Consider the following 25,938-nt stretch of genomic DNA (forward strand, 5'->3'; position numbering starts at 1 on the left):
GATAGGGAATGCTCCGCAGAAAAATTGATGAATTCTTTGGCTCGGACGCTGCCGGGGGCATCGTGCTGATGCTGTCTGCGGTGGCCGCCATGATGATCGCGAACTCCTCGCTCAACCCGGAGTATCAGGAGTTTCTGGGGGCCTATATCGGCGTCACCGTCAACGGTGAAGGCATCGAAAAACCCGCCCTTCTGTGGATCAACGACGGCCTCATGGCCATCTTCTTCTTTCTTATCGGGCTTGAGCTGAAGCGCGAGCTGATGGAAGGCAAGCTGAAGAACCCCGCCGATGTGGTGCTGCCCGGCATGGCGGCGGTGGGGGGCATGGTTGTGCCCGCGCTCGTCTACCTCGTGTTCAACTGGGGCAATGCAGCCACCATTCACGGCTGGGCCATCCCGGCCGCGACGGACATCGCCTTTGCCCTCGGCGTGCTTGCCCTGCTCGGCTCCCGTGTGCCGGCCTCGCTCAAGATCTTCCTGCTGACGCTGGCGATCCTCGATGACATGGGGGCGATCCTCATCATAGCGCTGTTCTATACCGCCGAACTGAAGATTGATTACCTCTTCCTTGCCTGTATCCCGCTGGCGCTGATGATCTGGCGCAACATGCGCGGGGCGCACAGGGTTGCGCCGATCCTGCTGCTCGGCGTTGCGCTCTGGGTGCTGGTGCTCAAATCGGGCGTGCACGCCACGCTCGCCGGGGTGGTAACGGCCTTCTGCATTCCGCTGAAAGACAAGTGGAACAAGTCGCCCCTGCACTCGCTGGAGCACGGCCTTTCGCCCTATGTGCTCTACGTGATCGTCCCAATCTTCGCCTTCGCCAACGCCGGCGTGGTGCTGAAGGGCATGTCCTTCGGGGCGCTGCTCGATCCGGTGCCGCTCGGCGTGGCGCTCGGCCTGATCCTCGGCAAGCAAGTGGGTGTCTTTGGCACCACTTGGCTGATGGTCAAGATGGGGCTCGCCAAGCTGCCCTTCGGGGTCACGTGGGCCCATATCTACGGCCTCGCCTGCCTCGCCGGGATCGGCTTTACCATGTCGCTCTTCATCGGCTCGCTCTCCTTCGACGATGCATTGCTGATGAACGAGGTGCGCCTTGGCGTGCTGCTCGGGTCCGGCGTGTCGGCGCTCATCGGCTACTTCGTTCTGCGGGCGGTAACGCGCCCCGGCGAAGCCGAGGTGGCCGAGGCGCTCAACCAGCCGGGCGCAGCCGAGCGGGCGGAAGCCGCGGCGGAGTAGCCACTCACCACCAACCCCATCGGCAGCGCGTGCTTTCCGGGCCCGCGCTGCCGACCACGGGGGCAATGACGCCCAACGTGGCGCCAAAGCCCACCCCCCGGGCGGCGCTGCCCAAGGGTTAACGAATCCCTTGCGCCTGGCGTCCCTCCTGCGCTACCCCCCAGATTGCTTCGGTTCGGGCGAAAGCCCGGAGCAAAAGGGAACGTGGTGCGGGAAGAACTCCCAATGCCACGACTGCCCCCGCAACTGTGAGCGGAGAGCGAGGCCGACGGGCCACTGGGGGAGAACCCCCGGGAAGGCCGGCCATCTCGCAATGACCCGCAAGTCAGGAGACCTGCCGAGGCGATCACCCTGAACCCGTGCGAGGGGCGCGGCGTCAACGGTCTGTTCCGTAGCGGTGACGAAAGCACCGTCCGCGGAAGGCCTCGCCATTCCAAAGACACCTCACCACACCGGCCTCTGTCATGGGGGCCGCATGACAAGGACTTTGGGCGCCATGAAGAGCCTCCTCGCCACCACAGCCACCCTCGCGCTCGCCGCCTCCGCGCTCACCGCGCAGGAGGCCTATGAACTCGACACGATCACCGTCACCGCCGACCTGTCGGGCGAGACAGAGACCGAGCGCACCGGCGCCACCGTCGAAGTGACCACCCGCGAAGAGTTGGAAACGGCGGGCGATGATGACCTTGCCACCTACCTCTCCCGCCAGCCCGGCCTTTCGCTTGCCGCCGCCGGCGGCCCCGGCGGGCTGGCCGACATCCGGATGCGCGGGCTGCACCAGAAATACGTGAAAGTGCAGATCGACGGCATCGACGTGCTGGACCCATCCTCCCCCTCGCCCTCCTATGACTTCGGCCTGATGGGCACCTCCGGCCTTGGCCGCATCGAGGTTTTGAAGGGCTCGCAATCGGCGCAATACGGCTCCTCCGCCGTCGCCGGGGTGATCTCGCTGCAAAGCCGCCGCGCAACCGAGGAGGGCACCCACGTCTACCTTGAAGGCGAGGTTGGCAGCTTCGATAGCTTCGGTACCTCCGCCACGATCACCAGCAAGGGCGCCCGGCACAACTTTGCCGTCACCCTCGCGCGGCTCGAGTTTGGCGGGTTCTCCTCTGCTGATGAGAACGACGGCAACACCGAGGCCGATGGCTTCTCGTCGCTGCGCCTGTCGTTCAATGGCGAATATGCCCTGTCCGATGCGCTCACCATCGGCCTTGCGGGCTTTGCCGAAAAGAGCACCGTGGCGATCGACGGCGGCTTCCCCTTCGGCGACACCGACGAAGAAACCGATGGCACCTCCAACGGGCTGCGCGCCTTTGCCCGCTACGAGGCTGGCGCGGTGACCCACCAGTTCGAGGCCACCTATTACGACATCGAGCGGGACTACGCGGTCTCGGGCAACCACTACGAGGGCGAGCGCCAAGGGCTGCGCTATCTTGGCCAGGCCACGCTGTCGCCCGCCGTGCAGCTCAACTTCGGGGCCGATTACACCGAGGAGGAGTTTGCCTCCGCCACCTTCATTACCGCTGAGGGCAAGCAAAACACCACCGGCGTCTTTGCCGAGGTGAACTGGGCCGCCTCCAGCCAGCTCGACCTCTCCGCCGCCCTGCGGCACGATGCGCACAACCGCTTTGGCGGCCACACCACCGGTCGTCTGGCGCTGGCATGGCGCCCGCAGGAAGACCTCATCCTGCGTGCCTCGCTCGCCACCGGCTTCCGCGCCCCCTCGCTCTACGAGCTCTACGCGCCGTTCTACGGCAATGACACGCTGACGCCGGAAACCTCGCGCAGCGCCGAGCTGGGCGTCGAAAAGCGGCTGGGCGGCGATGACTTCGTGAAGGCCACCCTGTTTTACACCGAGGTCGAAGACCTGATCGGCTCCGACGCGGCCTTCGTCTACACCCAGATCCCCGGCACCTCCGTGGCCAAGGGGCTGGAGCTTTCGGGCCGCGTGGCGCTTTCCGATAAGGCGGCGCTCTTCGGGGCCTATACCTACACCGAAAGCGAAGATCCGGATGGCGAGCGCCAACTCCGCGTGCCTCGCCATGATCTCGTGCTCGGCGTCGAGGCCGATTTCGCCCCGCGCTGGAGCTTCAGCGGTGAAGTGCAGCACGTTGCCGATGTGCTCGACGTCGACGCGCAAACCTTCGTTCGCCCGATCGAGGGAGACGATTACACCCTCGTCAACGCCATGGTCACCTATGAGATCAACGATGGGGCCGAGGCCTACTTCCGCATCGAGAACCTGACCGATGCCGAGTATCAAACCGTCAATGGCTACGGTCAGGCCGACCGGGCCTTCTACGTGGGCCTCCGTGCCAAGTTCTAACCTCATCGGAGCGCTCGCGCTCTGGTTCGCGGGGGCCGTGATGGCCCTCGCTGCACCGCCCGAACGGGTGGTGTCGATCAACCTCTGCACCGACCAGTTGGCGCTGGCCATCGCCGCGCCGGGCCAGCTCGTTTCCGTCACCCGGATGCTTCAGGGCGAGGAGTCCGCCCTTGCCGAGCAGGCCCGTGCCCTGCCGGGCAACTCCGCCCGCGCCGAAGAGGTCTACCTGCTTGCGCCCGATCTGGTGATCGCAGGCAGCTTCACCGCGCCCGACACCCTGCGCATGCTGGAGCGGCTGGGGCTGAAGGTGGAGGTCTTTGCCCCGGCTGAAACGCTGGATGATATCCGCGCCAACATCACCCGGATGGGCAGCCTGCTGGGCCGCGAAGAGGCTGCCGCCCGGGAGGTCGCCGCCTTCGACGCCCGTCTCGCCGCCATCCCCATGCCGCCCGGCCCGCCCCCGCTCGCCGCGCTCTATGCCGCCAATGGCTACTCCGCCGGGCAATCCACCCTGCCGGGCCAGATCGTCAAATCCGCGGGCTTTGCCCTGCTGGCCGAAAAGCTCGGGCTGCCCTACGGTGGCGTGGTGCCGCTCGAAACCCTTGCCACCGCCAGCCCCGACCTGCTCGTCGCCGCCCGCCCCGGCGCCCCGAGAAGCCGCGCCGAAGAGATCCTTCACCACCCGGTTGTCGAGGCCCTGCGCGCGCGGGTGCCCACCGACAACCTGCATGATAGCGACTGGACCTGCGGCACCCCCGCCGTGCTCGAAACCGTCGAACGCCTCGCCGCAATCCGGGAGGGGATGGAATGACGCGCGCCCCCCGCGATGCGCGGGCACAGCCCGGCAAAGAGCGCCCCCACGTGCTCCTCATCCGCCCTTCGAGGCGTCTTCGCCCAAGGCCCCTCCGATGACCCCGGCGCGCCTCTACGCCCTCCTTGGCGTCCTCACCGCGGCCCTCTTCACCGCCTCCCTCACCATCGGCCCCGCCGCGCTGCCCTTTACCGAGGCGCTCACTGCCCTCGTCAGCCAATCCGACGGTCCGGCCACCATGGTCATGCGCGAAATCCGCCTGCCGCGGGCCCTGCTCGGCCTGCTCATCGGCGCTTCCCTCGGCCTCTGCGGCGCGGCCATGCAGGGCTATCTGCGCAACCCTCTGGCCGAGCCGGGGCTGATCGGTGTGTCCTCCTCCGCCGCCCTCGGCGCTGTCATCGCCATCCAGACCGGGCTTGCCTATACCGCCGCCCTTGCGCTGCCCTTCATGGCGCTCGCCGGGGCCGGCATCGCCGTGCTCGCCATCTTCGCCCTCGCCGGCCCGCGCGGCACCGCGCTTACCCTCATCCTCGCCGGTGTGGCGCTTTCGGCGCTGGCCGGGGCGCTCACCTCGCTCGTGCTCAACCTCTCGCCTTCCCCCTATGCGGCGGCAGAGATCGTGTTCTGGATGATGGGCTCTCTGGCCGACCGCTCGATGACCCATGTCGCCCTCGCCGCGCCCTTCATCCTCGCAGGCGCGGCGCTGATCCTGCCGCTCGGGCGGGGGCTTGATGCGCTTTCGCTGGGCGAAGACGCCGCCGCCTCCATGGGCATCCGCCTGCCACGCCTGCGCCTCGCGCTGATCCTCGGTGTCGCGGCCTGCGTTGGCGCGGGCACCGCCGTGGCCGGGGCCGTGGGCTTCGTCGGCCTCGTCGTGCCGCACCTGCTGCGCCCGCTCACCGGCCACCGCCCCTCGACCCTGCTCATCGCCTCGGCGCTGGGCGGGGCGGCCATGCTGCTGGCGGCGGATACGGCCACTCGCCTCATCCTCCCCGCGCGTGACCTCAAGCTCGGCGTCGTCACCGCCCTCGTCGGCGCGCCCTTCTTCTTCCACCTCGTCTGGCGCTTGCGGGGGCGGCTATGACGCTTGCCCTGCAAAACCTCTCCGTCACCCGCAAGAACGGGCGAAACACCCTGCGCAACGTCTCCCTCACCGTCGCGCCCGGCGAGTTCATCGGCCTCATCGGCCCCAATGGCGCGGGCAAAACCACCCTCCTTCGCGCCGCCCTCGGCCTGCTGCCCGCCACCGGCACCTCCTCCCTCGCGGCGCTCTCGCCTGCCGCCCGCGCCCGCGCATCGGCCTTCCTGCCCCAATCCCGCGAGATCGCATGGGATCTGACGGTTGAAACCCTCGTCACCCTCGGCCGCACCCCGCATCCGCCCTCCCTGGCCAACCGCGAGGCCGTCACCGAGGCCATCGCCCAGATGAATCTCACCGCGCTCGCCCACCGCCGCGCCACCAATCTCTCGGGCGGCGAGCAGGCCCGCGCCCTGATCGCCCGCACCCTCGCCCAGCAAACCCCGCTGCTGCTAGCCGATGAGCCCATCGCCGGGCTCGACCCTGCGGCTCAGATCGCCACCATGCAGCTCTTCGCCCGCCTCGCCGCCGAGGGCCGCGCCGTAGTGGCCGCCCTGCACGATCTCTCCCTCGCCGCCCGCCATTGCACCCGGCTCGTGGTGCTGCACGAGGGGCGCATCGCCGCCGATGGCCCGCCCGAGCAGGTGCTCACCGCCGATCTGCTGGCCGATGTCTTCCAGATCACGGGCAGCTTCATCTTCACCGACCACGGCCCCCTGTTCCAACCCACAGGCCTGACCTAGCCCATGCCCTTCCCGCCAGAACGTATCGTCTGCCTCACCGAGGAAACCGTCGAAACCCTCTACCTCCTCGGCCAGCAAGATCGCATCGTTGGCGTCTCCGGCTATGCCGTCCGCCCCCCCCGGCGTGCGCCAGCAAAAGCCCCGCGTGTCGGCCTTCACCTCCGCCGACATCCCCAAGGTCATGGCCCTCAAGCCCGACCTCGTGCTCACCTTCTCCGACCTTCAGGCCGATATCGCCGCCGCCCTCCTGCGCGAAGGCGTGGCTGTCTACGGCTTCAACCAGCGCGGCCTTTCCGGCATTTTCGACATGATCGAAACCCTCGGTGCCCTCACGGCTTGCGAGGAAAAGGCGCAGGCTTTGACGAGCAGCTACCGCGCCCGGCTCTCCGCCCTGCGCGCTGACGCTCCCGCCAAGGGCCTCAAGGTCTATTTCGAAGAATGGGACGAGCCGATGATCTCCGGCATCGGCTGGGTCTCCGAGTTGATCGAGGCCACCGGCGCCACCGATGCCTTCGCCCACCTCGCCCGCGAGCAGGCTGCCAAAAACCGCATCATCACCCCCGATCAGGTGATCGAGGCCGCTCCCGATGTGATCCTCGCCTCATGGTGCGGCAAGAAGGTCCGCACAGAGCGCATCACCTCCCGCCCCGGCTGGCAAGATATCCCCGCCGTTGCCAACCAGCGCATCCACGAAATCAAATCGCCCATCATCCTCCAGCCCGGCCCCGCCGCCATGACGGACGGGCTCGATGCCATCCTGAAGGCGCTCACCTAGGGCAGGCGTAGGGCGCAGGTGGCGCTATGCAGCGGCCACCGGGAGGTTGTCGATCAGCCGAACGCCATCCATCCACGCAGCGGCAAAAAGCCGTGCCGGGCCATCAAGCGTGCTCACCGGCAACAGGCCCGGGTCGGCACGCAATTCGAGGTAGTCAATCTGCTCGTAACCGGCGGCGGTCAAAGCCTGCCGCGCGATGTCGAGCGCACCCTCGGCTGACGCACCGCCAACAAGCGCATGGGCCGCCTCTTCCAGCGCCGCACGCATCGCCGGTGCCGCCGCGCGGCCCTTCGGGCCAAGGCGTTGGTTGCGGGACGACATGGCAAGGCCATCCTCCTCCCGCACGGTCGGGCAGCCGACGATTTCGACCGGAATATCGAGATCAACCGCCAACCGCCGCACCACCTGAAGCTGCTGATAGTCCTTTTCGCCAAAAAAGGCGAAATCCGCATCACTCTGCAACAGCAGCTTGGTCACCACCGTCGCCACCCCGTCGAAATGGCCGGGGCGGGCCGCGCCGCAAAGCCCCTCGCTGACACCGGCAACCGAGACGGTCGTGGCAAAGCCCTCCGGGTAAATCTCTTCCGGCTCGGGAATGTAGAGCACATCCACCGCGAAAGGCGCGAGCTTTTCCGCATCGCTCTCCTCGGTGCGCGGATATTTGGCAAGGTCTTCGGGGCTGTTGAACTGGCGCGGGTTCACGAAGAGCGTCACGATCACCCGGTCGGCACGGGCGCAGGCCGCCTCCACAAGGCTGAGGTGGCCCGCATGAAGCGCGCCCATCGTCGGCACCACGCCGATTGTCTCGCCAGCGCTCCGCCAGCTGCGGGTCACGGCCCGCAGATCAGCCTTTCGGCGCAGGATCTTCATTTCTTGCTCTCTTCGTCGCCAAACACATGCTCAGGCCCCGGAAATGCCCGGTCTCGTACCTCCTCGGCATAGGCCCGGATCGCCCCTGCGGCATCTTCGGCCAGATGCGCGTATCGCTTCACGAACTTCGGTTTGAAGGCGTCGAACAGGCCAAGCATGTCGTCGATCACGAGGATCTGGCCGTCACAGCCCGCAGAGGCACCAATGCCCACGGTGGGGATGGGCACCTCGGCGGTGATCGTATCGGCCAGCGCCGCGGGCACCTTTTCCAGCACCACCGAGAACGCTCCGGCCTCGGCAACCGCGCGGGCGTCGGCGCGAATACGCTCCGCATCAGCCCCTCGCCCCTGCACCCGGTAGCCGCCCAAGGCATTTACCCCCTGCGGCGTCAGCCCGATGTGGGCCATGACCGGAATGCCGCGCTCCACCAGAAAGCGGATCGTCGCGGCCATATGCTGCCCGCCCTCCAGCTTCACCGCCCCGGCCCCGGTCTCGGCCATCAGCCGCGCGGCGTTCCTGAAGGCCTGCTCCGGGCTTTCCTCGTAGCTGCCAAAGGGCAGGTCAACGACCATCAGCGCCCGGCGCAACCCGCGTGCCACCGCCTTGCCGTGCAGCACCATCATCTCCATCGTCACCTGCAGCGTGGAGGGCAGGCCGTGCAGCACCATGCCTACGCTGTCTCCCACCAACACAAGGTCGCATTCGGCATCGGCAAGCTGGGCCACAGGGGTGGTATAGGCCGTCAGGCACACCAGCGGCACGCCGCCCTTCCGGGCAAGAATGTCGCTGGCGCTGATGGATTTTTGCGGGGCGTTCTGGCTCATGACGTTCCTTCGGTGGCGTGGCGAAAGCCGATAGCCTGTCTGCACCGATGGCGCAACCACGGCGCAATAATATTGCGCACCCGGGGCAAAGCGTTGCCATTTCAGAAATCCCGCCCAAGCGCCAACCTGCAGGCCGAATGGGTGAGCGCACCCGAGGCGCCAGCCTCAGCGCCCCGGTTACAGCCGGTTGACATCCCACACCGCCTGACCCAGTTTGCCCGCACATAACCAGGGGTGCTCCTTTCGGGGCTGAGATGCGCGACCGCGCGAACCCTTTCACAGCTGATCTGGATAATACCAGCGGAGCGAGGTGCTAGCATGTTCATAGGCGCGCAAGTGTCACTTTATCCGATGACGTCCGATTTCGTGGATGTCATCACCACCGGGCTCACCGCCCTTACCCCATACAAGTCCGACCTCAGGATCGAGACAGACGACATGTCGACTCTCATGGTCGGCCCGCCCGAACCACTGTTCGGCGCGATCCGTGATCTCTTTGCCGCTGCGGCCAAGCGCCCGGAGCATGTGACCATGCATGTCACCCTCTCGCGTGGCTGCCCGGGCGAGCCGGATGATGCGACCTGCCGCTGCGAGGTGCTGGAGCGCGCGCAGGGCGAGAGCCTAGCAGACCGCAAGCAGCTTGCCGCGCAGGCCGTCGGCAGCGCGCCGACCGCCGGCGTCGAGATCGACGTTCAGTTCTCGCTCTACGTGATGGGCAGCGATGCGCATATGGATGAGATCTACGGCTGCATCGACTTCCTGAGAGAGAGCGGCACCTTCTTCAAGACGAAGAACTTCTGCACGCGGCTGCGCGGTGATGCCGGCGCGGTGTTCGAGACCTTGCGGCAGGCCTTCCTGCGGTTCGGTCCGGCAGAGGGGCATGTCACCATTGACCTGACCGCCTCGGCCAACAGCCCAAGCCTGCGCTGACACCTTCAAGCCACGGGGCCTCGCCCCCGTGCTCGGTCACGCATGATGTTTCGGCAACATATCTTTCCGGCCGCCCTGCTGGCCGCCGCCTTCCTCGGAGGTTGGGAGGGCTACGTGGCTTTTACCGGCGTTTCGCCTCTGGTGCTGCCCGCGCCAAGCGACGTGCTGCGCGGCCTGCGGGTTGAGCAGGGCGACATCGCCCGCCATGCCTTCGCAACAATCAAGGTTGCCGCCATCGGCTTTGGCCTCTCGGTCGCCTTCGCGTTCACCGTGTCCATCGCGCTGCATTTTGCCGGGTGGCTGAGGCGGGGGATGATGCCGCTGCTCATCGCCAGCCAAACCGTGCCCATCGTCGCCATCGCGCCGCTGATGGTGCTGTGGTTCGGGTTCGGCCTGCTGCCCAAGGTGCTGCTGGTCATCCTCGTAACCTTCTTTCCCATGGTGGTCAGCCTTATGGCCGGTTACGCCACCCTGCCGCGTGCCTTTCACGATCAGCTGGTGTCCATGGGCGCGGGCCGCTGGCAGGTGTTCCGGCGCGCCACGCTCCCCTCCGCCCGTGGGCATTTCTTTTCCGGCCTCAGGATCTCGGCAACCTATGCCATCGTTGCGACGATCTTTGCCGAATACGCGGGCGCGCGGCAGGGGTTGGGCATTTATATCCTGACCGCCAAAAACAACTTCCGCGCAGACCTCGTGCTCTCCGCTGTCACCGTTTCGGCCCTGCTGACCCTCACCCTCCTTGCCCTGATCCAGCTTGTCGACCGGGCCACCGGGCGCCGGTATCGGAGGGCGTCCCATGCTTGAGGTGAAGGGGCTGACGATCCGGGCCGAAGAGGTGCCACTGGTCAGCGATCTGTCGCTGCACCTCGCCACAGGGCAGCTCACCTGCCTGATCGGCCCTTCCGGCTGCGGCAAAAGCTCTGTGCTGAAATGGCTCGCCGGTGTGCTGGCCCCCGAGCTGACAGCCGAATTGCCCCCCGGAGGCCGCGTCTTGCTGGACGGTGCCGCGCTGTCACTCCCCCACAGCGCCATCGCCTATCAACCCCAGCAAGACACGCTGTTCCCGTGGCTCACGATCCTCGAAAACGCCAGCCTCGGGCTGGAGATTCGCGGCACCCCCAAGGCTGCGGCGCGAGACAGGGTGCGCGCTCTCTTCCCCGCCTTCGGCCTTCAGGGCCATGAGCACAGCTTTCCCGACCAGCTCTCAGGCGGGATGCGCCAGCGCGCGGCCTTCCTGCGAACCACGGTTCAGGACGCCCGTCTGCTGCTGCTGGACGAGCCCTTTTCGGCGCTCGATGCGGTCACCCGGCTGCGAATGCAGGGCTGGCTCATGGCGCGCCTTGCACAAGATCCGCGCACCGTTCTGATGGTCACGCACGACCTGTTCGAAGCCACCCAGATTGCCGATCGCGTGCTCGTCATGGCGGGCGGGCCGGGGCGCATCATCGGCGACATACCCATCACCACCCCCCGCGCCGAGCGGACAGAAGCCGCCCTGGCTGAGGTCCGCGCGACGCTCAAATCCATGCTACTTGAGGAAACACCATGAAACTCGCATCACTCAGCCTCGCCGCATGTCTTGCCGCGCAAATGGCAACTGCCGAAGAGGTGAGCATCGCGCTCGACTGGACGCTGAACACCAACCACATCGGCCTGATCGTCGCCCGGGAAAAGGGCTTTTACGAGGAGGCCGGGCTTGAGGTGGATATCCTGCCCTATTCCGACAGCGCCTCAACCGCGCTGCTTGCCGCCGGGGCGGTGGACTTTGCCTATATGACGGCCCTCGGCTTCATGAGCACCAAGGCGGGCGGCGCAGAGATCACCGGGCTTTGGGTCACCATGCAGCGCGAGGCGGGGCGGCTTGCCTACAATTCCGACAATAGCGCAATCACCCGTCCCGCCGACCTCGAAGGCAAAACCTACGCAGGCTTCGGCAGCGCATGGGAAGACGCGCTCATCTCGACCATGATCGAAAATGACGGCGGCACCCCAAACTACGATACCGTGACGCTGGGCACCGGCGCCTATGAGGCGCTGGCCTCGGGCGCGGTGGATTTCACCCTCGAAGTCGCAACATGGGAAGGGGTGAACAGCGAGCTTCTGGGCCGCGACCAATCGCATTTCGTCTACAACGACTACGGCGTGCCCGAGCCGCAGGGCGGCTATATCGGAACCCGCACAGAAACGCTGGCCACCGCCCCCGAACGGGTCAAAGCCTTCATGACGGCAACCCAAAAGGGCTACGCTTGGGCCGCCGAGCATCCGCAGGAGGCCGCCAGTATCCTGATCGACGCCGGTGATTTTCCCAACGAAGACCTCGTGCGCGGCTCCATGCGCGTCATCGACGAGGGCGCCTACCTCACCGACGGCACCACCCCGGTCGGCCAGATCGACCTGACCCGCCTCAACACGATGGCCCAATTCCTCTACGACAGCGGAGTTCTCAAGGATCAGAGCGGCACCCCGCTGCAATGGCCTGGTGATGTGTCAGACTGGGTCGATCAAAGCTGGAGAGCCAACTGAGCCATGCTGCGCACCCTTGGCTCTGCCGAGCGTCATCAGAGCAAGGGTGCCCCTCTGCCTATGTGGGGTGCACCCCTGGGCCACGACCTGCCGTTTAACCAGCCTCTCTTCCGGATCGAAAGGGAGCGCCCGCCCTACATGCTAGGTCAGTGCGGGCTCCGCTAAACGGCAGGCCATCTCTCGTGCCTTAGCCTTCGTAGCCAAAGACCCTAGGCAGCCACAGAACGATCCCGGGGAACAGGATCATGAGCGCGAGCGCCGCGATCAGGGCAAAGAGGAACAGCCAGATCTCGCGGATGATCTCCGCCAGAGGGATGCGCGTGACCGCGTTGATGACGAACAGCAGCACCCCATAGGGCGGCGTGATCAGCCCCACCATGCAGTTCACCACGGCAACCACGCCAAAGTGCACAAGGTCGATGCCAAGCTCGCGGCAGGTCGGCAGGAAGAGCGGGATGATCACCAAGATGATCGTGGTCGCATCCAGCACGCAGCCGAGCAGCAGCAGCAGGATGTTGACCCCAAGCAGAAAGACCAGCGGATGCACGTCGAGGCCCACGAGCTTTTGGGCAAGCAGGGTGGGGATGTTCTCGGAGGCAACCACGTAGTTCAGGATCAGCGCGCCGCCGATCACAAGGCCCACGGCGGCAGAAGAGCGGGCGCTTTCCACAAGGATGCTGCTCAGCGCCCGAAAGCTCAGTGCTCGGTAAAAGAGCGCGGCCAACACGAGGGCGTAGAAGGCGGCAATGGCGGCAGCCTCGGTCGGCGTGGTGACGCCACCGTAAATGCCATAAAGCAGGATCGCCGGCATCAGCAGGGCAGGGAAGGCCGTCAGCGTGCGCTTGGGTAGCTCCGACAGCGGCACAGGCTCCTCAAGCGCAAAGCCGCGACGGTGCGAGATCATGGTGTTCATGCCCATCAGCACGAGACCCATGAAAAGCCCGGGCACGATGCCGCCAAGAAAGAGGTAGCCAATCGAGGTGTTCGAAACCAGCGCATAGAGCACCATCGGGATCGAGGGCGGAATGATCGGGCCGATGGTGGCCGATGCCGCCGTGATCGCAGCCGCGTAGCCACGGGTGTATTGGCCCGACCGCGTCATCATCGAGATGATGATCTTCCCGATCCCCGCCGCATCCGCCACGGCAGAGCCCGACATGCCGGAGAAGATCAGCGAGGCCACCACGTTGACGTGCCCCAAACCGCCCCGGAATCGCCCCACCATCGCAACGCAGAAGCCCAGCAGACGGTCGCTGATGGTGCCCGCGTTCATGATGTTGGCGGCAACGATGAAGAGCGGCACAGCCAGCAGGATAAAGCTGTTGTAGAGCCCATCCATCAGCACTTTGCCGGCCAGCCCGATATCTTGCCCGATTGCCACCATGTAGACGATGGAGCCAAGCAGAATGGCCAGCGCAATCGGCCGCCCGATCCCGGCGATCACGAAGATCGTGCCAAGGCACAGAAGGAACGCGCCGCTCATTCGATCGGCCCCGTGGTGCCCTCGGCGGGCGCGGGTGCGCGGCCTCGGATCGCTTGCCAGACTTCCCAGGCAGATCGAAGCGAGACCACTACGAGAAACAGCATGTAAACGGAGTAGACATCACGCATCCGGATCCAGTCGCCGAAGAGGCCCGAGAGCGTGGCCGTCTTTTTCAGGCGCAAGATGTAAAATTTGTCCCACGTCGGCAGGATCGAGGCCGCAAGGCCAATCGCAATGGCCAACCCGCCGATGATGATAAACCAGCGGCGGATGCCGGGCCGGACGTGGCCGGAGATCATGTCAAAGGTCACGTGGTCTTCGTCGCGCACCACAAAGGCACCGCCAGCGAAGATGATCCAGATCCACAGCAGAAGGCAAAACTCCAGTGTCCAGCCGTAGTGGCTCGGATCAAGCAGGGGCACGGCCTCCGCAATCCATGAGAGCCGCGCGGTGTAGCGGATGGTGATTTGCAGGATGAATGTCAGAAACATGCAGGCCATGAGCACGCCGACAAAAACCTCGGCGCCGCGCCTGATGACGTGAACGGTCTGCATCATTGTTCAAAAATCCCTGATGGCCGGGCGGCCCTTGAGCCGCCCGGCAGTCGGTCAGTTGCCGAGGGCGTTGATCTGGTCCAGCACGCCTTCGGGCCAAGCGGCCGCAAACTCGGTGCCTTGGTACTGCGCCTGAACATGCGAGCGGAAGGCCGCAAGGTCGGGTTCGTAAATCTCAAGCCCGTTCTCGCGCAGGAAGGAAACAAGCTCTTCTTCCTTCGCAAGCTGGTTCTGGCGTCCAGATTCAGCGGCTTCATCCGCCGCTTGCTGCACGGCACCCTGCTGTTCGGCGGTCAGGCCGTCCCAGACTTCCTTGGAGAAGGCGACATAGTTCAGGTCCACAAGGTGCGACGTCAGCGCGATCTGGCAGGTCACCTCGTAAAACTTGGCGTCCACGACCGTTGGCAGCGGATTGTCCTGCCCATCGACCGAGCCAGTCTGAAGCGCGGTGTAGACCTCGGTGAAAGACATCGGCGTCGGGTTCGCGCCAAGCGCCTTGCCGAGAAACTGCCACGCATCGGTGCCCGGCATCCGCAGGTTGATCCCGTTCAGGTCTTCCGGCGTCTTCACGTCCACCTCGTCGCGGCATTGCCGCAGGTTGACGTGCCGACGACCTAGGTACATCACGCTCAGCAGCTTCACGCCAAGCTCGTCCTCAACCTTCTGCTTGAACGGGTCCATCAGCGCATCGTTGAACACGGCAACCTGATGCGCCGCATCCTGATGCACATAGCCGGTGGCAAAGATCGAAAATTCGGGGAAGAACTGGGCCAGCTCCTGCGCCGACGCGATCGACATTTCCAAGTCACCCGATGCGATAGCCTCCAACTCGGAGCCCTGTGCGATGAGCGACGCGTTGTAATGCGGCTCATAGGTCACAAAATCCGAGACAGCCGGCCCGAAGACCTCTGCCAGCGCAACCGAGCGTTGGTCGGTTTCCGATGCCGGGGTCGACATCCGCACCGTCACCTTGTCTTGCGCCGCGGCTGGTCCGGCCAGCATCGCGGCCGTCATCAGCGCCAGTGCGCCTTTCTTGCCAATGAGTGTCATGTTTCCTCCTCCACTTGTTGGTCGGGCCTTGGCCCTAGGTGTTATTCAAATTCCAGCGCGCGGCTCCTTGCGCTGTTGATATGCGCCTGAATGGCCGCAACCGTCGCCGCCTCGTCCCGGGCAATCAGAGCTTCGACGATGGGCATGTGTTCGTCCATCACCGAAACCACGAGCTCGGGCAGCATTCGTGTATTCTCGTTCCGGATCAGGCGGATCTTGATCGAGTTCACCCGGTAGATATCCGAAACGATGCGGTTCTGCATATGGTCGACCACGTGGTCGTGAAAAGCCCAATCCATCCGCTGCGCGCGCTCAAGCACATCTGGCGTCACGCCGCGTGCCGCTTCCTCCCGCATCTCCGCATGCGCGCGTGCGATGCGTGCCAGGTCGTCATCCTGCGCGGTCCGGCAGAAGCTCGCAAAAGCCTCCCCCTCGATGATCCGGCGCAACTGAAATGCGTTGCGGATCAGGTCGAGGTCGATCGACAGGATCTGCAATCCGCGCTTCGGCGAGGTGCGGATCAGGCCATCGGCCTCAAGCCGTGGGATCATCTCGCGAATGGCGCCAAGCGGCATGCCCGTCAACTCGACCAACTCGCGCTGCGACACGAACTGACCCGGCTGGATATCCCGGGACAGGAGCTTGTCGGTAAAGCTCGAATAGGCGTGATCGCGCTGCCGGGCCGCCGGTTCGCCCATGTCAGGCCTCGGCTTTCTCTTGCATGGGAAGCTCCGCACGTTCGGCCGCGCTGAGCGGGGCAAAGGGGGCGCGCATCCGCTCCCATGCGGCGTTTCCACTGCGTGCGGCAATAACCGCCTTCAGCGCAGGGATGACCGGCTTCGCCACAATGCGCGAGACTTCGGCGCTCAGCTCCGGATCTTCGGTGGCGGTCTCTACAATGCGCGCCATCCGCTCGGGATAGAGGTTGGCCATCCCGCAAATCGAGCCACCGGCCCCAAGCGCCACGGCGCGGTGCAGCAGCCGTTCATCCCCGACAAGAACCGTCACCGTGCCCAGCGCGATCAGCGCCTTGGCATTCTCCCAGTCACCCGAGCTGTCCTTGATCGCCTGCACCCGCTCGGGCGCATGATCGGCCAGCCGCCGCACAAGGTCGACCGAGAGGCCAACGCCAGAAACCTGCGGGATGTGATAGAGGATGAACCGGGCCCCCGGGTCGGCCTGCGCGAACAGCTCGGCATGCCAGGCAAACAACCCGTCGTCACTGCATCCCTTGAAGTAGAAGGGCGGCAGCAGCAGAAACGTCTGTACCCCTCGGCGCGTGCCCTGCGTGATCTGCTCCAACGCATCGGCGATGGACGTCGCGCAAATGCCAAGCGTGATCGCTTCAGCCGGGCAGCCGTGCTGCAACAGGGCGTCGATCCCGGCAGCCCGTTCCGAAAGGCCCACCGAAGCGCCTTCTCCCGTAGTGCCAAACAGCGTGACGCCCCGCGCCCCGCGATCCAAAAGGTGCCGTGCGTGCTGACCAAGCTGCGTGGTGTCGATAGCACCCTCTGCAGTGAAAGGCGTCAGCAGGGCAACCGAGATGCCAAAGTGTTCCAGTTGAGATTCTCCCCGTCCTTAGGGGAGAAATAGCAGGTCATCACTACATCCACAACTGACATGTTAGTTGTGGATGCCCAGAGCCAGACTCAGCCGAGCGCGCGAATCCGACGATCGGAGTATCCCTGTCCCTGCGGGAAACATCGTAGCGGCAGGCCCATGACAAACCCGCCTCACAATGCGTTCTGCTAAGCCTGACAAGGGAACGCACGGCCAAACCGAAGGATCAAACACAGAGAAAATTGGGATTCCAAGGGCCACAAATCGCCCGTACGGGCTACAGGGCGACCAAGGAACGATTAAAATGGAGGGAAGTGGCGCGCTGGGGAGGATTCGAACCCCCGACCCCTTGATTCGTAGTCAAGTACTCTATCCAACTGAGCTACCAGCGCGTGGAGCCGTCATCTAACCGGCCCTCCCGGGCAATGCAAGGGGGATCGCGCGGGTTTTCTTGCGGCAGCAGAAACCGGGCAGCGTGCCGCGCGTTGATCTCATGAAAGGAGAGCGACATGACCAATGGTTTCTCTATTCTCCCCGACTTCCCGCCCGAGGTGCTCGCCGTGAAGGGCTCTGGCACGATAGACGCCGAGGCCTACGAGACGGTGCTGCGCCCCGAGGTCGAGCATCGGCTGCGCCGCCACGCGCATATCCGCCTGCTCTACATTCTCGACGAGACCTTCGAAGGGTTCACCGCAGGGGCCGCGATGAGCGATGCCCGGCTCGGCATGAGCCATCTGCATGACTTCTCCCGCATCGCCGTTGTCACCGATGCCGGTTGGGTCGCCAAATCGGTGCACCTCTTCGCCCCGCTCATCAAAGCGCCGGTGCGAACCTTTCCTCTGGCCAAGCGCGGGGCGGCAAAAGCCTGGATCAGCGAGCCGGACGCGTCCGCCGAAGCCCAGGCCGACCCGCCCATGGGCGATTCCTTCCCCATCTGACCTTCCCGCATCGCCGCGCAGGTTTGCGTGGCACGCATCCCGGCTATCCGTGGCCTTCTCACCGAAGCGCCGCATCTGAAACCGTGAAAGGAGACAGTCATGACCTATGATCTCGGCGGCAAGACCGCCTTCATTTCCGGCTCCACCGGCGGCATCGGCTTTGCCGTGGCCGAGGGCCTCGCGAAATCCGGTGCCAGCGTGGTGCTGAACGGGCGCACGCCCGAGCGGGTGGACGAGGCCGTGGCCCGCCTCGCCAAATCCCAGCCCGAGGCCCGCGTTACCGGCATCGCCGCCGATCTTTCCACCGCCGAAGGCTGCGACAAGACGCTCTCTGCCCTCGACAGCGTCGATATCCTCGTGAACAACCTTGGCATCTACGGGCCCGGAGACTTCTTCGAAACCGGTGACGCCACGTGGCAGAGCTATTTCGACACCAACATCATGTCTGCCGTCCGCCTCTCCCGCGCCCTCGCGCCGCAGATGCAGGAGAAGGGCTGGGGGCGGATCGTGTTTCTCTCCTCGGAATCCGCGGTGAACATCCCCGATGACATGATCCACTACGGCCTCACCAAAACCGCCCTCCTTGCCCTGTCGCGCGGCCTTGCCAAGCGCCTGCGCGAAACCGGCGTGACTGTAAACGCCGTGCTGCCCGGCCCGACCACCTCGGAGGGCTTCGTCGAGATGATCGAACAGCGCAGCTCCGAAACCGGGGAGAGCTTTGATGAGGCGGCAACAGCTTTCGTGCATGAGGCCCGCCCCAGCTCGATCCTTGGTCGCCCGACCACCTGCGAGGAAGTGGCCAGCATGATCGCCTACGCCTGCTCGCCCGACGCCTCCGCCACGACTGGCGCCGCGCTCAGGGCCGATGGCGGCGTGGTCGAAACGCCGTTTTGAACGTGACCGCCGCACGCGGTGTTAACGATTGCCGCGGCGATCCGACGTGCAAAATCGTATGCATGGATTGTGCATAGGATGTGCATGGGTTGTTGCCCCCCTCTTTTTGGGGGGGCATGGCCCGTTAACCACTCAGCGAATTGGCTCGAATCCCGCGTCCCGCATCCGGCAATCGCGTGACACATCCACCCCGCATTCGCGCGGCTCCAGATCCTTTGTCAGGCAGATCCGCACCTCCTGAATACGCCCCGCCTTGCAGGTCACGGTGAGCATATCGGCGTGCAGGTCCGGGTTGTCGCGCAGCCAAGCCTCTTCGATGACCGAAGCGGGCAGGGTGATCGGGTCTTTCAGCTGCCGCAGCACCTCGGGCCGGGTCACGCTGCCATAGGCTGCCCGGGCCGTGGCAAAGTAGTCGGTGGCCGAGAGCCCGGCGCAGCGGCCATGCTTTTTCCACTGATACCACGCAAGGCCGGAGGTGCCCATTATGTCAGCCATTTCAGCGGTTTGCGCACGGCTCGGGTCGCGCGCGCCGGTGCGGCAATAGCTTGGCCACCCGCGCTCGTTCTGCGGCCAGAGCCCGTGCAGCACCCAGCCGAAACCCCGGCCTCTGTCGCACTGTGGCGAGCCCTTGGCATCCCCTTCCAGCGCACACCAGTTGGGCGACCACGACAGGCTCATCACGTAGTAATCAAACGCCCCCGCAGGCTCCCCCTCGGCCCATGCAGGCCCCGTCAGGCCAATCAGTATCGCCGCAATCCAAGCCCGCATTTGCCCTTCCTTTCCTCGCCAGTTTTCCCTATATAGCCCCCCAAGTTCCCCGACAATGTGAACTCACCCCGCCAAAACCCGGGGTCGCCTTTCCGGCGTCGGGAAAGTCGTGCTCAAGGAGTTTCTAGCAATGAACAAACCGCTCATGGCAAAAGCCACCGCTGTCTGGCTGGTTGATAATACGACGTTGAGTTTCAAGCAGATAGCCGAATTCTGCGGGCTCCACGAGCTTGAGGTTCAGGGCATCGCCGATGGTGACGTGGCCGCCGGTGTGAAGGGCTTTGACCCGATCGCGAACAACCAGCTCACCCAAGATGAGATCGACGCCGCCGAAAAGGACGCCGGTCGCAAGTTGAAGCTCAAGTTCAACCAGGCCGCCGTCGGCGAAGAAAAGCGCCGTGGCCCCCGTTACACGCCCCTGTCCAAGCGTCAGGACCGCCCCGCGTCGATCCTCTGGCTGGTCAAGTTCCACCCCGAGCTGACCGACGGCCAGATTGGCAAACTGGTGGGCACCACCAAGCCGACCATTCAGGCGATCCGTGAGCGCACGCACTGGAATATCTCGAATATTCAACCGATTGACCCGATTGCGCTGGGCCTCTGCAAGCAGACCGAGCTCGATGCGGCTGTTCAGAAAGCCGCCGCCAAGAAGGCCCGCGAAGGCGAGGCGATGTCGGATGATGAGCGCCGCAAGCTGCTCTCCACCGAGCAGAGCCTCACCGCCGAGCCCGAGCCCAAGATCCCCTCCGCCATCTCCGGGCTGGAAACCTTCACCCTCTCCGGCAACGAAGAGGAAGAGGAGAAGAAAGAGGAAGAGGTGCTCGACGCCGACAGCTTCTTCAACCTCCCCGATGATGAGAGCGGCTCCGACGACGAGCAGCCCTAAGCACGCTCTGGCCTTGATTTGAAGGCCACAAAGATCGACGATCCCGGCAGTGACCTCACTCGCCGGGATTTTCTTTGCCATGCGCCTCGCTGCCTTTTTTGCCCTCCTCGCCAGCCCCGCATTCGCCGGTGACGGCACATGCGATGAGCATTGGTTTACCCGCAACGCGATTTTCCACGAGGCCGGCTATTGCTTTGGCTCACCGCTCGGGCAGGCCGTGTTCGGCAACGAGGGATGCACCACCAAATCCCCCGACCTGACAGAGGCCCAAAAGGCCCGGTTGGCGCGGGTCAAGACAGCCGAGGAGGGCTGTGTTGTCGACGCCAGCCGCACCAGCCTCGACATTCCTGATCTCGACATCCGCCGCCGCCTTTCGGTGCTGCCGATCCGTGGAATGGGCGAGTCGGGGTGTATCGGCTGGAAGGGCGGGCCGGTGGGGCTGCGCAGTGGCACAAGTCTCTCGGCAGAAACACTTTTTCAGCTGTCACCCGGGGATGTTCTGCTGTTTTCGCATGAGGTGGAGCAGGCAGAGGGGCAGGTTTGGGAATACGTGCAAGTCTTCGACAACGGCACGCTCAAAAAGGCCGGGTGGTCGGCATTGGAGTGGGGCCCGGAGCAGTGCGAAGGCCTTGCGGGCTAAAGCGATTTTCGCGCCCTGAGCGCTGCGCCAATGGTGCCGTCGTCAAGGTAATCCAGCTCACCGCCCACGGGCACGCCTTGGGCCAGTGAGGTGATTGTTACGCCCATGTCTTCAAGCTGATCCGCGATGTAGTGGGCCGTGGTCTGGCCATCGACGGTGGCATTCAGCGCAAGGATCACCTCGGTGATGTTTTCTTCGCGCACCCGCTCTGCAAGACGGGGGATGCGCAGCTCTTCAGGCCCTACGGCATCAAGCGCCGAAAGCACGCCGCCCAGCACATGGTAGCGCCCCTTGAACACACCAGCCCGCTCCATCGCCCAGAGGTCGGCCACGTCCTCGACCACGCAAAGCTCGCCGGTGCCACGCTTCTCGCTCTGGCAGATTGTGCAGATGTCGGCGGTGCCCACATTGCCGCAGCGCAGGCACTCGCGGGCTGTTTCAGCCACCACGCGCATCGAATCGGCCAGCGGGACAAGCAGCTGGCCGCGCTTCTTGATCAGCTGAAGCACCGCCCGCCGGGCCGAGCGCGGCCCAAGGCCGGGCAGCCGGGCCATGAGGGCAATCAGCCCCTCGATCTCTTCCTGGTCTCCGGCCATGCGGTTATCTGCCTGTTAACCCGTCTGTGCGAGGGTTCAGAGCGGCAGGTCCATGCCCTCGGGCAGGCCCATCTCGCGGGTGATCTTTTCCATCTCTTGGCGGGCTTTCACCTGGGCCTTGGCCTGCGCGTCCTTGATCGCGGCCAGAATCAGGTCTTCGACCACTTCCTTTTCGTCGGGGTTGAAGATCGACGGGTCGATATCCAGCCCGTTGAGCACGCCCTTGGCGGTGCAGCGGGCCTTGACCAGCCCTGCGCCGCTCTCGCCCTCTACGGTCATTTCGGCCAGCTCGTCCTGCAAAGCCGCCATTTTGCCCTGCATCTCCTGCGCGGCCTTCATCATCTTGGCCATGTCGCCCAGTTGGCCCAGTCCTTTAAGCATCTGTTAACCTTTCAGCGATTTATCTTCATATCAGCGGGTCAGTCCTCTTCGAACGGATCCCACTCGTCATCCACTTCCGGAAGCGCCTCTGCGGCGGCTTCCGCCTCAATCTCCTGCGGGGTGCGGATCTCCTTGATCCGGGCCGCCGGGAACTCTGCCAGAACGGCCTGCACCAGAGGGTGTTTCTTCACCTCTTCCTCCAGCGCCACGCGCTCGGCATCGCGCACTTCCGCAATCGTCTCTCCGCCACCGGAGCCCACAACCGAAACGCCCCAGCGCACGCCTGTCCACGTTTGCAGCCGCCCGCCCAGCCGCGCGGCAAGGTCCGGCGCGGCATCTTCGGTGGGCTCAAACTCTATCCGCCCGGGTTGGTAACGCGCCAGCCGCAACGTGGTTTCGACCTCCACCAGCAGCTTCACGTCACGGTGGTGGCGGATCAGCTCGACCACATCCTCGAACCTCCCATAGCGGGCCAATGCCACCTCGGGTTCCACGGCGAGCGCCGTTGCAGTGCCATGCGGCGTGCCAGCAGGGGCAGACACAGGCGGCGCGGCGGAGTGGCTCACGGCGGGGGCCTGCGCAGAGGGCGCGGCCACGCCATTGCCGCCGCCACCCCCACCCGGGCCGGGCGGCGGTGGAGGTGGCATGTCCTTCAACTTGCGGATCAGCTCATCGGGCGTGGGCAGCTCCGACACATGGGTGAGCCGGATAATCGCCATTTCGGCGGCCATCATCGCGTTGGGGGCTTGGCTCACTTCTTCCAGTGATTTCAGGAGCATCTGCCACATCCGCGACAGCACCCGCATCGAAATGCTCTCGGCCAGCGCGCGGCCTCTATCCCGCTCGTCGGGCGAGATCGTGGGGTCATCGCCCGCATCCGGCGTGATCTGGGTCACAGAGACCCAATGGGTCACTTCCGCAAGGTCGCGCAGCACGGCCATCGGGTCGGCCCCTTCGGCATATTGCTGCGCCAGTTCGCCAAGGGCGCCGGGCGCATCGCCGCGCAGCACCATCTCGAAGAGGTCAAGCACCCGCCCCCTGTCGGCCAGCCCGAGCATGGCGCGCACCGTCTCGGCACTCGCCTCCTCGCCGCCTTGGCCAAGGGCTTGATCCAGCAGCGAAGTTGCATCCCGCGCCGAGCCTTCCGAGGCCCGCGCCAGTAGCGCCAGCGCGTCGTCGGTGATCTTGCCGCCCTCGGCCTCGGTGATCCGGCGCATCAGCGCGATCATGTCTTCCGGCTCGATCCGGCGCAGGTCGAACCGCTGGCAGCGGCTCAAGACCGTCACCGGCACCTTGCGGATCTCGGTGGTGGCGAAGATGAACTTGGCGTGGGCGGGCGGCTCTTCCAGCGTCTTCAGAAGCGCGTTGAACGCGCTCTTGGACAGCATGTGAACCTCGTCGATGATGTAGACCTTGTAGCGCGCATTGGCGGGCGCGTAGTGCACCGTATCCAGCACCTCGGCGCGGATGTCGTCGATGCCGGTGTTGGAGGCCGCGTCCATCTCGATCACGTCGACGTGGCGGCCCTCGGCGATGGCCACGCAGGCATCGCATTTGCCGCAGGGGTCGGTGGTTGGCCCGGTCTCGCAGTTCAGCCCCTTTGCGATGATCCGCGCGGTAGTGGTTTTGCCGGTGCCGCGAATCCCGGTCATGATGAAGGCCTGGGCGATGCGGTCGGCCTCGAAGGCGTTCTTGAGGGTGCGCACCATCGCCTCTTGCCCGACAAGGTCGGCAAAGGTGAGCGGGCGGTATTTGCGCGCCAGAACCTGGTAGCCGGATTTCGCGGTTTCGCTCATGTCGCCTCGGTGCAGTGGACCCGCCTCAATCTAGGGGTTGGGCTGGCAGAGGTCCATGGCTCAAAGCGACCAGAGCACGAAACCCACCGCGAGCGTCGCCACGGCGAAGAGGCTGGCGATGGTGGTGAAATGGGTGTGCTTGAGCGGCTCGGCGGCGTGGTCTGACAGCCTGTCTTGCGTGCGCCGGGCGTTACGCTGGGCGAAGAAGAAGATCACCAGCGCAGAGAGGATGAAGAGGCTGGCGACGGCCTTTGCGGCCCATGTGGGATCGAAATCGCCGAAGACGGCCTTGAGGCCGATGGCCACCGCCACCGAGCCGAGGCCGGTACGCATCCAGCCCGCAAAGGTGCGCTCGTTGGCCTGCAACGTGCGATCCTCCGCCCAGTCGGTGCGGCTCTCGGCCCATTCTGTCCTGGTGTCGGGGTCTTCGGGGCATCCGTCTTGCATGGGGTGAGCCTAGCGCGGGCGAGAGGGCTTGCCTATGTCCCCTGACGCCCGCTAGCCTGAGCGGGCCGCGCAGGGCGGCATCCCCGGTCCGCGGAAAGCTGAAAGGCCCCCTGAGAAGAACGGAACCGATACCGGTTTTTCTTGTGGCCCAGCGCTGGCGGACCATCGGGCCCTGACCAAGGGAAACCTGACCATGACTTCCGAGATCGACCGTTTTCGCCGGGCCGCCAAGCGGCTCAAGAAGGCCCATGCCGCGGGCGAGGCCGAGGCGCTTGCCCGCGCGGGTGCAGTGCTGCCGCCCGAGCGGCTTGAACCGCTGCGCCATGTGGACGCGCTGCATGTGATTGCGGGCGAGGAGGGGGCGGAGAGCTGGCCCCGGCTGAAGCTGCGGCTCGAGCTGCGCGCGGCCACGCCTGAGCAAAGGTTGAGGCGGCTGCGGGAAGCGCTGGAGAACGGCTTTCACTGGGCCACGCGCGAGGTTCTGGCGGTGTCACCCGAGCTGGCGCGCGCCGATCTGGGCGTGGCGGCGGCACTTTATGATGTGGCGGCCTGGCGCGCGGCGGTTGACGCCGATCCGGCCGTGGCGACCCGGGAGATCGAGGGGGCGACGCCGCTCTGCCGCCTCGCTTTTTCCAGGTGGTGCCACGGCGATGGCGATGCGGGCGAGATGCTTGCGCTGGCCGATCTGCTGTTGGCCCATGGCGCGGATGTGAACGCGGGCAAGCCGGAGGCGGGCGGATCGGGCCATATGCTCTCGCCGCTCTATGGGGCCATCGGCCACGGCGACAACATGGCGCTGGGCCGCTGGCTGCTGGACTGCGGGGCGGACCCGAACGACGGCGAGTCGCTCTATCACTCCACCGAGTTGGGGCATCACGAGGGGCTGCGGATGCTGCTGGAGGCCGGCGCGCGGAACGAGGGCACCAATGCGTTGCTGCGGGCGCTGGATTTCGAGGATATCGAGCCGGTGCGCATGTTGCTCGACGCTGGCGCGGACCCGAACGAAGGAGTGGCAGACCACGCCTCGGGCCAGCCGCCGATGAAAGCCTCGGCGCTGCATCAGGCCGCACGGCGGATGCGCTCGGGCGCCGTGGCGCGGCTGCTGATCGAGGCGGGTGCCTCGCTGACCGCGCCCTGGGACGGGCGCAGCCCCTATGCCACGGCGCGGATCTTCGGAAATGCCGAGGTGGCCAGCGTCATCGCCAAAGCCGGTGGCGAGACCACGCTTGACGCGCAGGACGCGATCATTGCCGAGGCGGCGGAAGGTCGTGTGCCCAAGGGGCGGCTTGAGCCCGAGAAACTGAGCCCGGAGACCCGCACGATGCTGCGCGGCATCATTCACCTGCCCGGCGCGCTGCCGCGGGTGAAAGCGCTGGTGGCCGCCGGAATGGAGTGGGACAGGCCCGATGGCATGGGCGTGCCGCCGGTTCAGATTGCGGGTTGGGAGGGGCTTTCGGAGATCATGGCTTTCTTGCTCTCGCTAGGCCCGGACCTTGGGCACAAAAACAGTTACGGCGGCGACTTGCTCGGCACCATACTGCACGGCGCGGCCAATGCGCCGGACCGTGAAACGCGGGACCACCTTGGATGCGTGCGGCTGGCGCTGGATGCGGGCTTGCCGCTGTATCGGGGGTATCTGGTGTTTACCGGCAGTGAGGAGATTGCGGGGATACTGGCGGAATATGCCGAGGCGCATCCTGAGCGGGTGGAGGAGAACCTCTAGGCGAGGCTGGTCGTAGCCTCGCTTCGCTCGGCTATTTTTTGGGGGCTGCTCTCGGCGTGTTTCTTTGAAACACGCCTGCCGCGCTTCGCATGTGCGCTGCGCACACA

The 25,938-nt window shown here is 65.4% G+C and carries 27 protein-coding genes, 1 tRNA gene and 2 riboswitches; of the genes, 15 read left to right on the top strand and 13 right to left on the bottom strand.

Going from position 1 to position 25,938, the window contains the following annotated elements; translation table 11 throughout:
- Positions 1-8 precede the first annotated feature (8 nt).
- The 6 genes from nhaA (at position 9) to FHY55_RS02800 (ending at position 6,968) form a co-directional block, all read left to right on the top strand.
- Complete coding sequence (gene nhaA / locus FHY55_RS02775; RefSeq protein WP_140012735.1) at positions 9-1,235, top strand: Na+/H+ antiporter NhaA; 1,227 nt, start codon at positions 9-11, stop codon at positions 1,233-1,235.
- Between the two features lie 154 nt (positions 1,236-1,389).
- Positions 1,390-1,592: riboswitch (cobalamin riboswitch) on the top strand.
- Between the two features lie 139 nt (positions 1,593-1,731).
- Complete coding sequence (locus tag FHY55_RS02780; RefSeq protein WP_168222918.1) at positions 1,732-3,561, top strand: TonB-dependent siderophore receptor; 1,830 nt, start codon at positions 1,732-1,734, stop codon at positions 3,559-3,561.
- Between the two features lie 40 nt (positions 3,562-3,601).
- A complete protein-coding gene (locus FHY55_RS02785; protein ID WP_254695405.1) occupies positions 3,602-4,372 on the top strand; it encodes an ABC transporter substrate-binding protein in 771 nt (256 codons plus the stop codon).
- 97 nt (positions 4,373-4,469) lie between these two features.
- Positions 4,470-5,456 (top strand): iron ABC transporter permease, encoded by a 987-nt coding sequence (locus tag FHY55_RS02790; RefSeq protein WP_140012738.1) that lies wholly within the window; start codon positions 4,470-4,472, stop codon positions 5,454-5,456.
- Positions 5,453-6,193, top strand: a complete 741-nt coding sequence (locus FHY55_RS02795; RefSeq protein ID WP_140012739.1) for an ABC transporter ATP-binding protein — start codon at positions 5,453-5,455, stop codon at positions 6,191-6,193. Before FHY55_RS02790 ends, FHY55_RS02795 begins: the two co-directional genes overlap by 4 nt.
- Positions 6,194-6,296: 103 nt before the next feature.
- Complete coding sequence (locus tag FHY55_RS02800; protein ID WP_210410526.1) at positions 6,297-6,968, top strand: ABC transporter substrate-binding protein; 672 nt, start codon at positions 6,297-6,299, stop codon at positions 6,966-6,968.
- A gap of 24 nt (positions 6,969-6,992) precedes the next feature.
- Here the strand turns inward: FHY55_RS02800 and panC are convergent, their stop codons facing one another.
- Together panC and panB are read right to left on the bottom strand one after the other, a co-directional pair.
- Positions 6,993-7,838: a pantoate--beta-alanine ligase gene (panC, locus tag FHY55_RS02805; RefSeq protein WP_140012740.1), complete on the bottom strand. Its 846-nt coding sequence runs from the start codon at positions 7,836-7,838 to the stop codon at positions 6,993-6,995.
- A complete protein-coding gene (gene panB, locus FHY55_RS02810; protein ID WP_140012741.1) occupies positions 7,835-8,662 on the bottom strand; it encodes a 3-methyl-2-oxobutanoate hydroxymethyltransferase in 828 nt (275 codons plus the stop codon). The genes panC and panB overlap by 4 nt, the downstream gene beginning before the upstream one ends.
- Before the next feature lie 220 nt (positions 8,663-8,882).
- Positions 8,883-8,988, top strand: a riboswitch (TPP riboswitch).
- On the opposite strand from panB, the gene FHY55_RS02815 reads away from it, so the two are divergent.
- From FHY55_RS02815 to FHY55_RS02830, 4 genes are all read left to right on the top strand, one after another.
- Entirely contained in the window at positions 8,981-9,592 is a 612-nt protein-coding gene (locus FHY55_RS02815; protein WP_140012742.1) for a YkoF family thiamine/hydroxymethylpyrimidine-binding protein, read from the top strand. (Overlaps the previous riboswitch by 8 nt.)
- A 42-nt stretch (positions 9,593-9,634) precedes the next feature.
- Positions 9,635-10,396, top strand: a complete 762-nt coding sequence (locus tag FHY55_RS02820; protein WP_140012743.1) for an ABC transporter permease — start codon at positions 9,635-9,637, stop codon at positions 10,394-10,396.
- Positions 10,389-11,141, top strand: a complete 753-nt coding sequence (locus FHY55_RS02825; RefSeq protein ID WP_140012744.1) for an ABC transporter ATP-binding protein — start codon at positions 10,389-10,391, stop codon at positions 11,139-11,141. The genes FHY55_RS02820 and FHY55_RS02825 overlap by 8 nt, the downstream gene beginning before the upstream one ends.
- Positions 11,138-12,115, top strand: a complete 978-nt coding sequence (locus tag FHY55_RS02830) for an ABC transporter substrate-binding protein (protein ID WP_254695407.1) — start codon at positions 11,138-11,140, stop codon at positions 12,113-12,115. The genes FHY55_RS02825 and FHY55_RS02830 overlap by 4 nt, the downstream gene beginning before the upstream one ends.
- Positions 12,116-12,302: 187 nt before the next feature.
- Here FHY55_RS02830 and FHY55_RS02835 read toward each other — a convergent pair whose 3' ends face one another.
- From FHY55_RS02835 to FHY55_RS02860, 6 genes are all read right to left on the bottom strand, one after another.
- Positions 12,303-13,598, bottom strand: coding sequence for a TRAP transporter large permease (locus FHY55_RS02835; RefSeq protein ID WP_140012745.1), 1,296 nt, complete (start codon positions 13,596-13,598; stop codon positions 12,303-12,305).
- On the bottom strand, positions 13,595-14,155 hold the full coding sequence (locus FHY55_RS02840; protein ID WP_140012746.1) for a TRAP transporter small permease: 561 nt from the start codon (positions 14,153-14,155) through the stop codon (positions 13,595-13,597). Before FHY55_RS02840 ends, FHY55_RS02835 begins: the two co-directional genes overlap by 4 nt.
- A gap of 51 nt (positions 14,156-14,206) precedes the next feature.
- Positions 14,207-15,166 carry a TRAP transporter substrate-binding protein DctP gene (gene dctP, locus FHY55_RS02845; protein WP_254695481.1) on the bottom strand — a complete coding sequence of 320 codons (960 nt, stop codon included), beginning with the start codon at positions 15,164-15,166 and terminating at the stop codon, positions 14,207-14,209.
- Positions 15,167-15,243: 77 nt separating this feature from the next.
- Positions 15,244-15,900: a GntR family transcriptional regulator gene (locus tag FHY55_RS02850; protein WP_140012748.1), complete on the bottom strand. Its 657-nt coding sequence runs from the start codon at positions 15,898-15,900 to the stop codon at positions 15,244-15,246.
- 1 nt (position 15,901) lies between these two features.
- The gene (locus tag FHY55_RS02855) at positions 15,902-16,762 is read right to left on the bottom strand and encodes a dihydrodipicolinate synthase family protein (protein ID WP_140012749.1); all 861 of its coding nucleotides are present in this window, start codon (positions 16,760-16,762) and stop codon (positions 15,902-15,904) included.
- 315 nt (positions 16,763-17,077) lie between these two features.
- Positions 17,078-17,154, bottom strand: a tRNA-Arg gene (locus FHY55_RS02860).
- Positions 17,155-17,271: 117 nt separating this feature from the next.
- Here FHY55_RS02860 and FHY55_RS02865 point away from each other — a divergent pair.
- Both FHY55_RS02865 and FHY55_RS02870 read left to right on the top strand, forming a co-directional pair.
- Complete coding sequence (locus tag FHY55_RS02865; protein WP_140012750.1) at positions 17,272-17,700, top strand: STAS/SEC14 domain-containing protein; 429 nt, start codon at positions 17,272-17,274, stop codon at positions 17,698-17,700.
- A 99-nt stretch (positions 17,701-17,799) separates the two neighbouring features.
- Positions 17,800-18,594, top strand: coding sequence for an SDR family NAD(P)-dependent oxidoreductase (locus FHY55_RS02870; RefSeq protein ID WP_140012751.1), 795 nt, complete (start codon positions 17,800-17,802; stop codon positions 18,592-18,594).
- A gap of 132 nt (positions 18,595-18,726) precedes the next feature.
- Here the strand turns inward: FHY55_RS02870 and FHY55_RS02875 are convergent, their stop codons facing one another.
- A complete protein-coding gene (locus FHY55_RS02875; RefSeq protein WP_140012752.1) occupies positions 18,727-19,362 on the bottom strand; it encodes a ribonuclease T2 in 636 nt (211 codons plus the stop codon).
- Between the two features lie 130 nt (positions 19,363-19,492).
- Between FHY55_RS02875 and FHY55_RS02880 the strand changes: the two genes are divergently transcribed.
- The gene (locus tag FHY55_RS02880) at positions 19,493-20,248 is read left to right on the top strand and encodes a DUF1013 domain-containing protein (RefSeq protein WP_140012753.1); all 756 of its coding nucleotides are present in this window, start codon (positions 19,493-19,495) and stop codon (positions 20,246-20,248) included.
- Between the two features lie 49 nt (positions 20,249-20,297).
- Complete coding sequence (locus FHY55_RS20425; RefSeq protein WP_168222919.1) at positions 20,298-20,888, top strand: DUF4453 domain-containing protein; 591 nt, start codon at positions 20,298-20,300, stop codon at positions 20,886-20,888.
- Here the strand turns inward: FHY55_RS20425 and recR are convergent.
- From recR to FHY55_RS02905, 4 genes are read right to left on the bottom strand one after another with little or no spacing between them, the layout of a single operon-like run.
- On the bottom strand, positions 20,885-21,484 hold the full coding sequence (recR, locus tag FHY55_RS02890) for a recombination mediator RecR (protein WP_140012754.1): 600 nt from the start codon (positions 21,482-21,484) through the stop codon (positions 20,885-20,887). The two genes, FHY55_RS20425 and recR, sit on opposite strands and share 4 nt — an antisense overlap.
- 36 nt (positions 21,485-21,520) lie before the next feature.
- Complete coding sequence (locus tag FHY55_RS02895; RefSeq protein WP_140012755.1) at positions 21,521-21,865, bottom strand: YbaB/EbfC family nucleoid-associated protein; 345 nt, start codon at positions 21,863-21,865, stop codon at positions 21,521-21,523.
- Positions 21,866-21,903: 38 nt separating this feature from the next.
- Complete coding sequence (locus FHY55_RS02900) at positions 21,904-23,661, bottom strand: DNA polymerase III subunit gamma/tau (RefSeq protein ID WP_140012756.1); 1,758 nt, start codon at positions 23,659-23,661, stop codon at positions 21,904-21,906.
- 60 nt (positions 23,662-23,721) lie between these two features.
- Positions 23,722-24,108: a YidH family protein gene (locus tag FHY55_RS02905; protein WP_140012757.1), complete on the bottom strand. Its 387-nt coding sequence runs from the start codon at positions 24,106-24,108 to the stop codon at positions 23,722-23,724.
- A 193-nt stretch (positions 24,109-24,301) separates the two neighbouring features.
- Between FHY55_RS02905 and FHY55_RS02910 the strand changes: the two genes are divergently transcribed.
- Positions 24,302-25,831 (top strand): ankyrin repeat domain-containing protein, encoded by a 1,530-nt coding sequence (locus FHY55_RS02910; RefSeq protein WP_140012758.1) that lies wholly within the window; start codon positions 24,302-24,304, stop codon positions 25,829-25,831.
- The last annotated feature ends 107 nt before the right edge of the window (positions 25,832-25,938 follow it).

It is taken from the genome of Oceanicola sp. D3 (genome assembly GCF_006351965.1).
Lineage (GTDB): Bacteria > Pseudomonadota > Alphaproteobacteria > Rhodobacterales > Rhodobacteraceae > Vannielia.

What these genes read in the sequence shown, in the direction of transcription:
- nhaA (WP_140012735.1), top strand. Translation starts at nt 9, where the DNA reads ATGCTCCGCAGAAAAATTGATGAATTCTTTGGCTCGGACGCTGCCGGG.
- FHY55_RS02780 (WP_168222918.1), top strand. Translation starts at nt 1,732, where the DNA reads ATGAAGAGCCTCCTCGCCACCACAGCCACCCTCGCGCTCGCCGCCTCC.
- FHY55_RS02785 (WP_254695405.1), top strand. Translation starts at nt 3,602, where the DNA reads ATGGCCCTCGCTGCACCGCCCGAACGGGTGGTGTCGATCAACCTCTGC.
- FHY55_RS02790 (WP_140012738.1), top strand. Translation starts at nt 4,470, where the DNA reads ATGACCCCGGCGCGCCTCTACGCCCTCCTTGGCGTCCTCACCGCGGCC.
- FHY55_RS02795 (WP_140012739.1), top strand. Translation starts at nt 5,453, where the DNA reads ATGACGCTTGCCCTGCAAAACCTCTCCGTCACCCGCAAGAACGGGCGA.
- FHY55_RS02800 (WP_210410526.1), top strand. Translation starts at nt 6,297, where the DNA reads ATGCCGTCCGCCCCCCCCGGCGTGCGCCAGCAAAAGCCCCGCGTGTCG.
- panC (WP_140012740.1), bottom strand. Translation starts at nt 7,838, where the DNA reads ATGAAGATCCTGCGCCGAAAGGCTGATCTGCGGGCCGTGACCCGCAGC.
- panB (WP_140012741.1), bottom strand. Translation starts at nt 8,662, where the DNA reads ATGAGCCAGAACGCCCCGCAAAAATCCATCAGCGCCAGCGACATTCTT.
- FHY55_RS02815 (WP_140012742.1), top strand. Translation starts at nt 8,981, where the DNA reads ATGTTCATAGGCGCGCAAGTGTCACTTTATCCGATGACGTCCGATTTC.
- FHY55_RS02820 (WP_140012743.1), top strand. Translation starts at nt 9,635, where the DNA reads ATGATGTTTCGGCAACATATCTTTCCGGCCGCCCTGCTGGCCGCCGCC.
- FHY55_RS02825 (WP_140012744.1), top strand. Translation starts at nt 10,389, where the DNA reads ATGCTTGAGGTGAAGGGGCTGACGATCCGGGCCGAAGAGGTGCCACTG.
- FHY55_RS02830 (WP_254695407.1), top strand. Translation starts at nt 11,138, where the DNA reads ATGAAACTCGCATCACTCAGCCTCGCCGCATGTCTTGCCGCGCAAATG.
- FHY55_RS02835 (WP_140012745.1), bottom strand. Translation starts at nt 13,598, where the DNA reads ATGAGCGGCGCGTTCCTTCTGTGCCTTGGCACGATCTTCGTGATCGCC.
- FHY55_RS02840 (WP_140012746.1), bottom strand. Translation starts at nt 14,155, where the DNA reads ATGATGCAGACCGTTCACGTCATCAGGCGCGGCGCCGAGGTTTTTGTC.
- dctP (WP_254695481.1), bottom strand. Translation starts at nt 15,166, where the DNA reads ATGACGGCCGCGATGCTGGCCGGACCAGCCGCGGCGCAAGACAAGGTG.
- FHY55_RS02850 (WP_140012748.1), bottom strand. Translation starts at nt 15,900, where the DNA reads ATGGGCGAACCGGCGGCCCGGCAGCGCGATCACGCCTATTCGAGCTTT.
- FHY55_RS02865 (WP_140012750.1), top strand. Translation starts at nt 17,272, where the DNA reads ATGACCAATGGTTTCTCTATTCTCCCCGACTTCCCGCCCGAGGTGCTC.
- FHY55_RS02870 (WP_140012751.1), top strand. Translation starts at nt 17,800, where the DNA reads ATGACCTATGATCTCGGCGGCAAGACCGCCTTCATTTCCGGCTCCACC.
- FHY55_RS02875 (WP_140012752.1), bottom strand. Translation starts at nt 19,362, where the DNA reads ATGCGGGCTTGGATTGCGGCGATACTGATTGGCCTGACGGGGCCTGCA.
- FHY55_RS02880 (WP_140012753.1), top strand. Translation starts at nt 19,493, where the DNA reads ATGAACAAACCGCTCATGGCAAAAGCCACCGCTGTCTGGCTGGTTGAT.
- recR (WP_140012754.1), bottom strand. Translation starts at nt 21,484, where the DNA reads ATGGCCGGAGACCAGGAAGAGATCGAGGGGCTGATTGCCCTCATGGCC.
- FHY55_RS02895 (WP_140012755.1), bottom strand. Translation starts at nt 21,865, where the DNA reads ATGCTTAAAGGACTGGGCCAACTGGGCGACATGGCCAAGATGATGAAG.
- FHY55_RS02900 (WP_140012756.1), bottom strand. Translation starts at nt 23,661, where the DNA reads ATGAGCGAAACCGCGAAATCCGGCTACCAGGTTCTGGCGCGCAAATAC.
- FHY55_RS02905 (WP_140012757.1), bottom strand. Translation starts at nt 24,108, where the DNA reads ATGCAAGACGGATGCCCCGAAGACCCCGACACCAGGACAGAATGGGCC.
- FHY55_RS02910 (WP_140012758.1), top strand. Translation starts at nt 24,302, where the DNA reads ATGACTTCCGAGATCGACCGTTTTCGCCGGGCCGCCAAGCGGCTCAAG.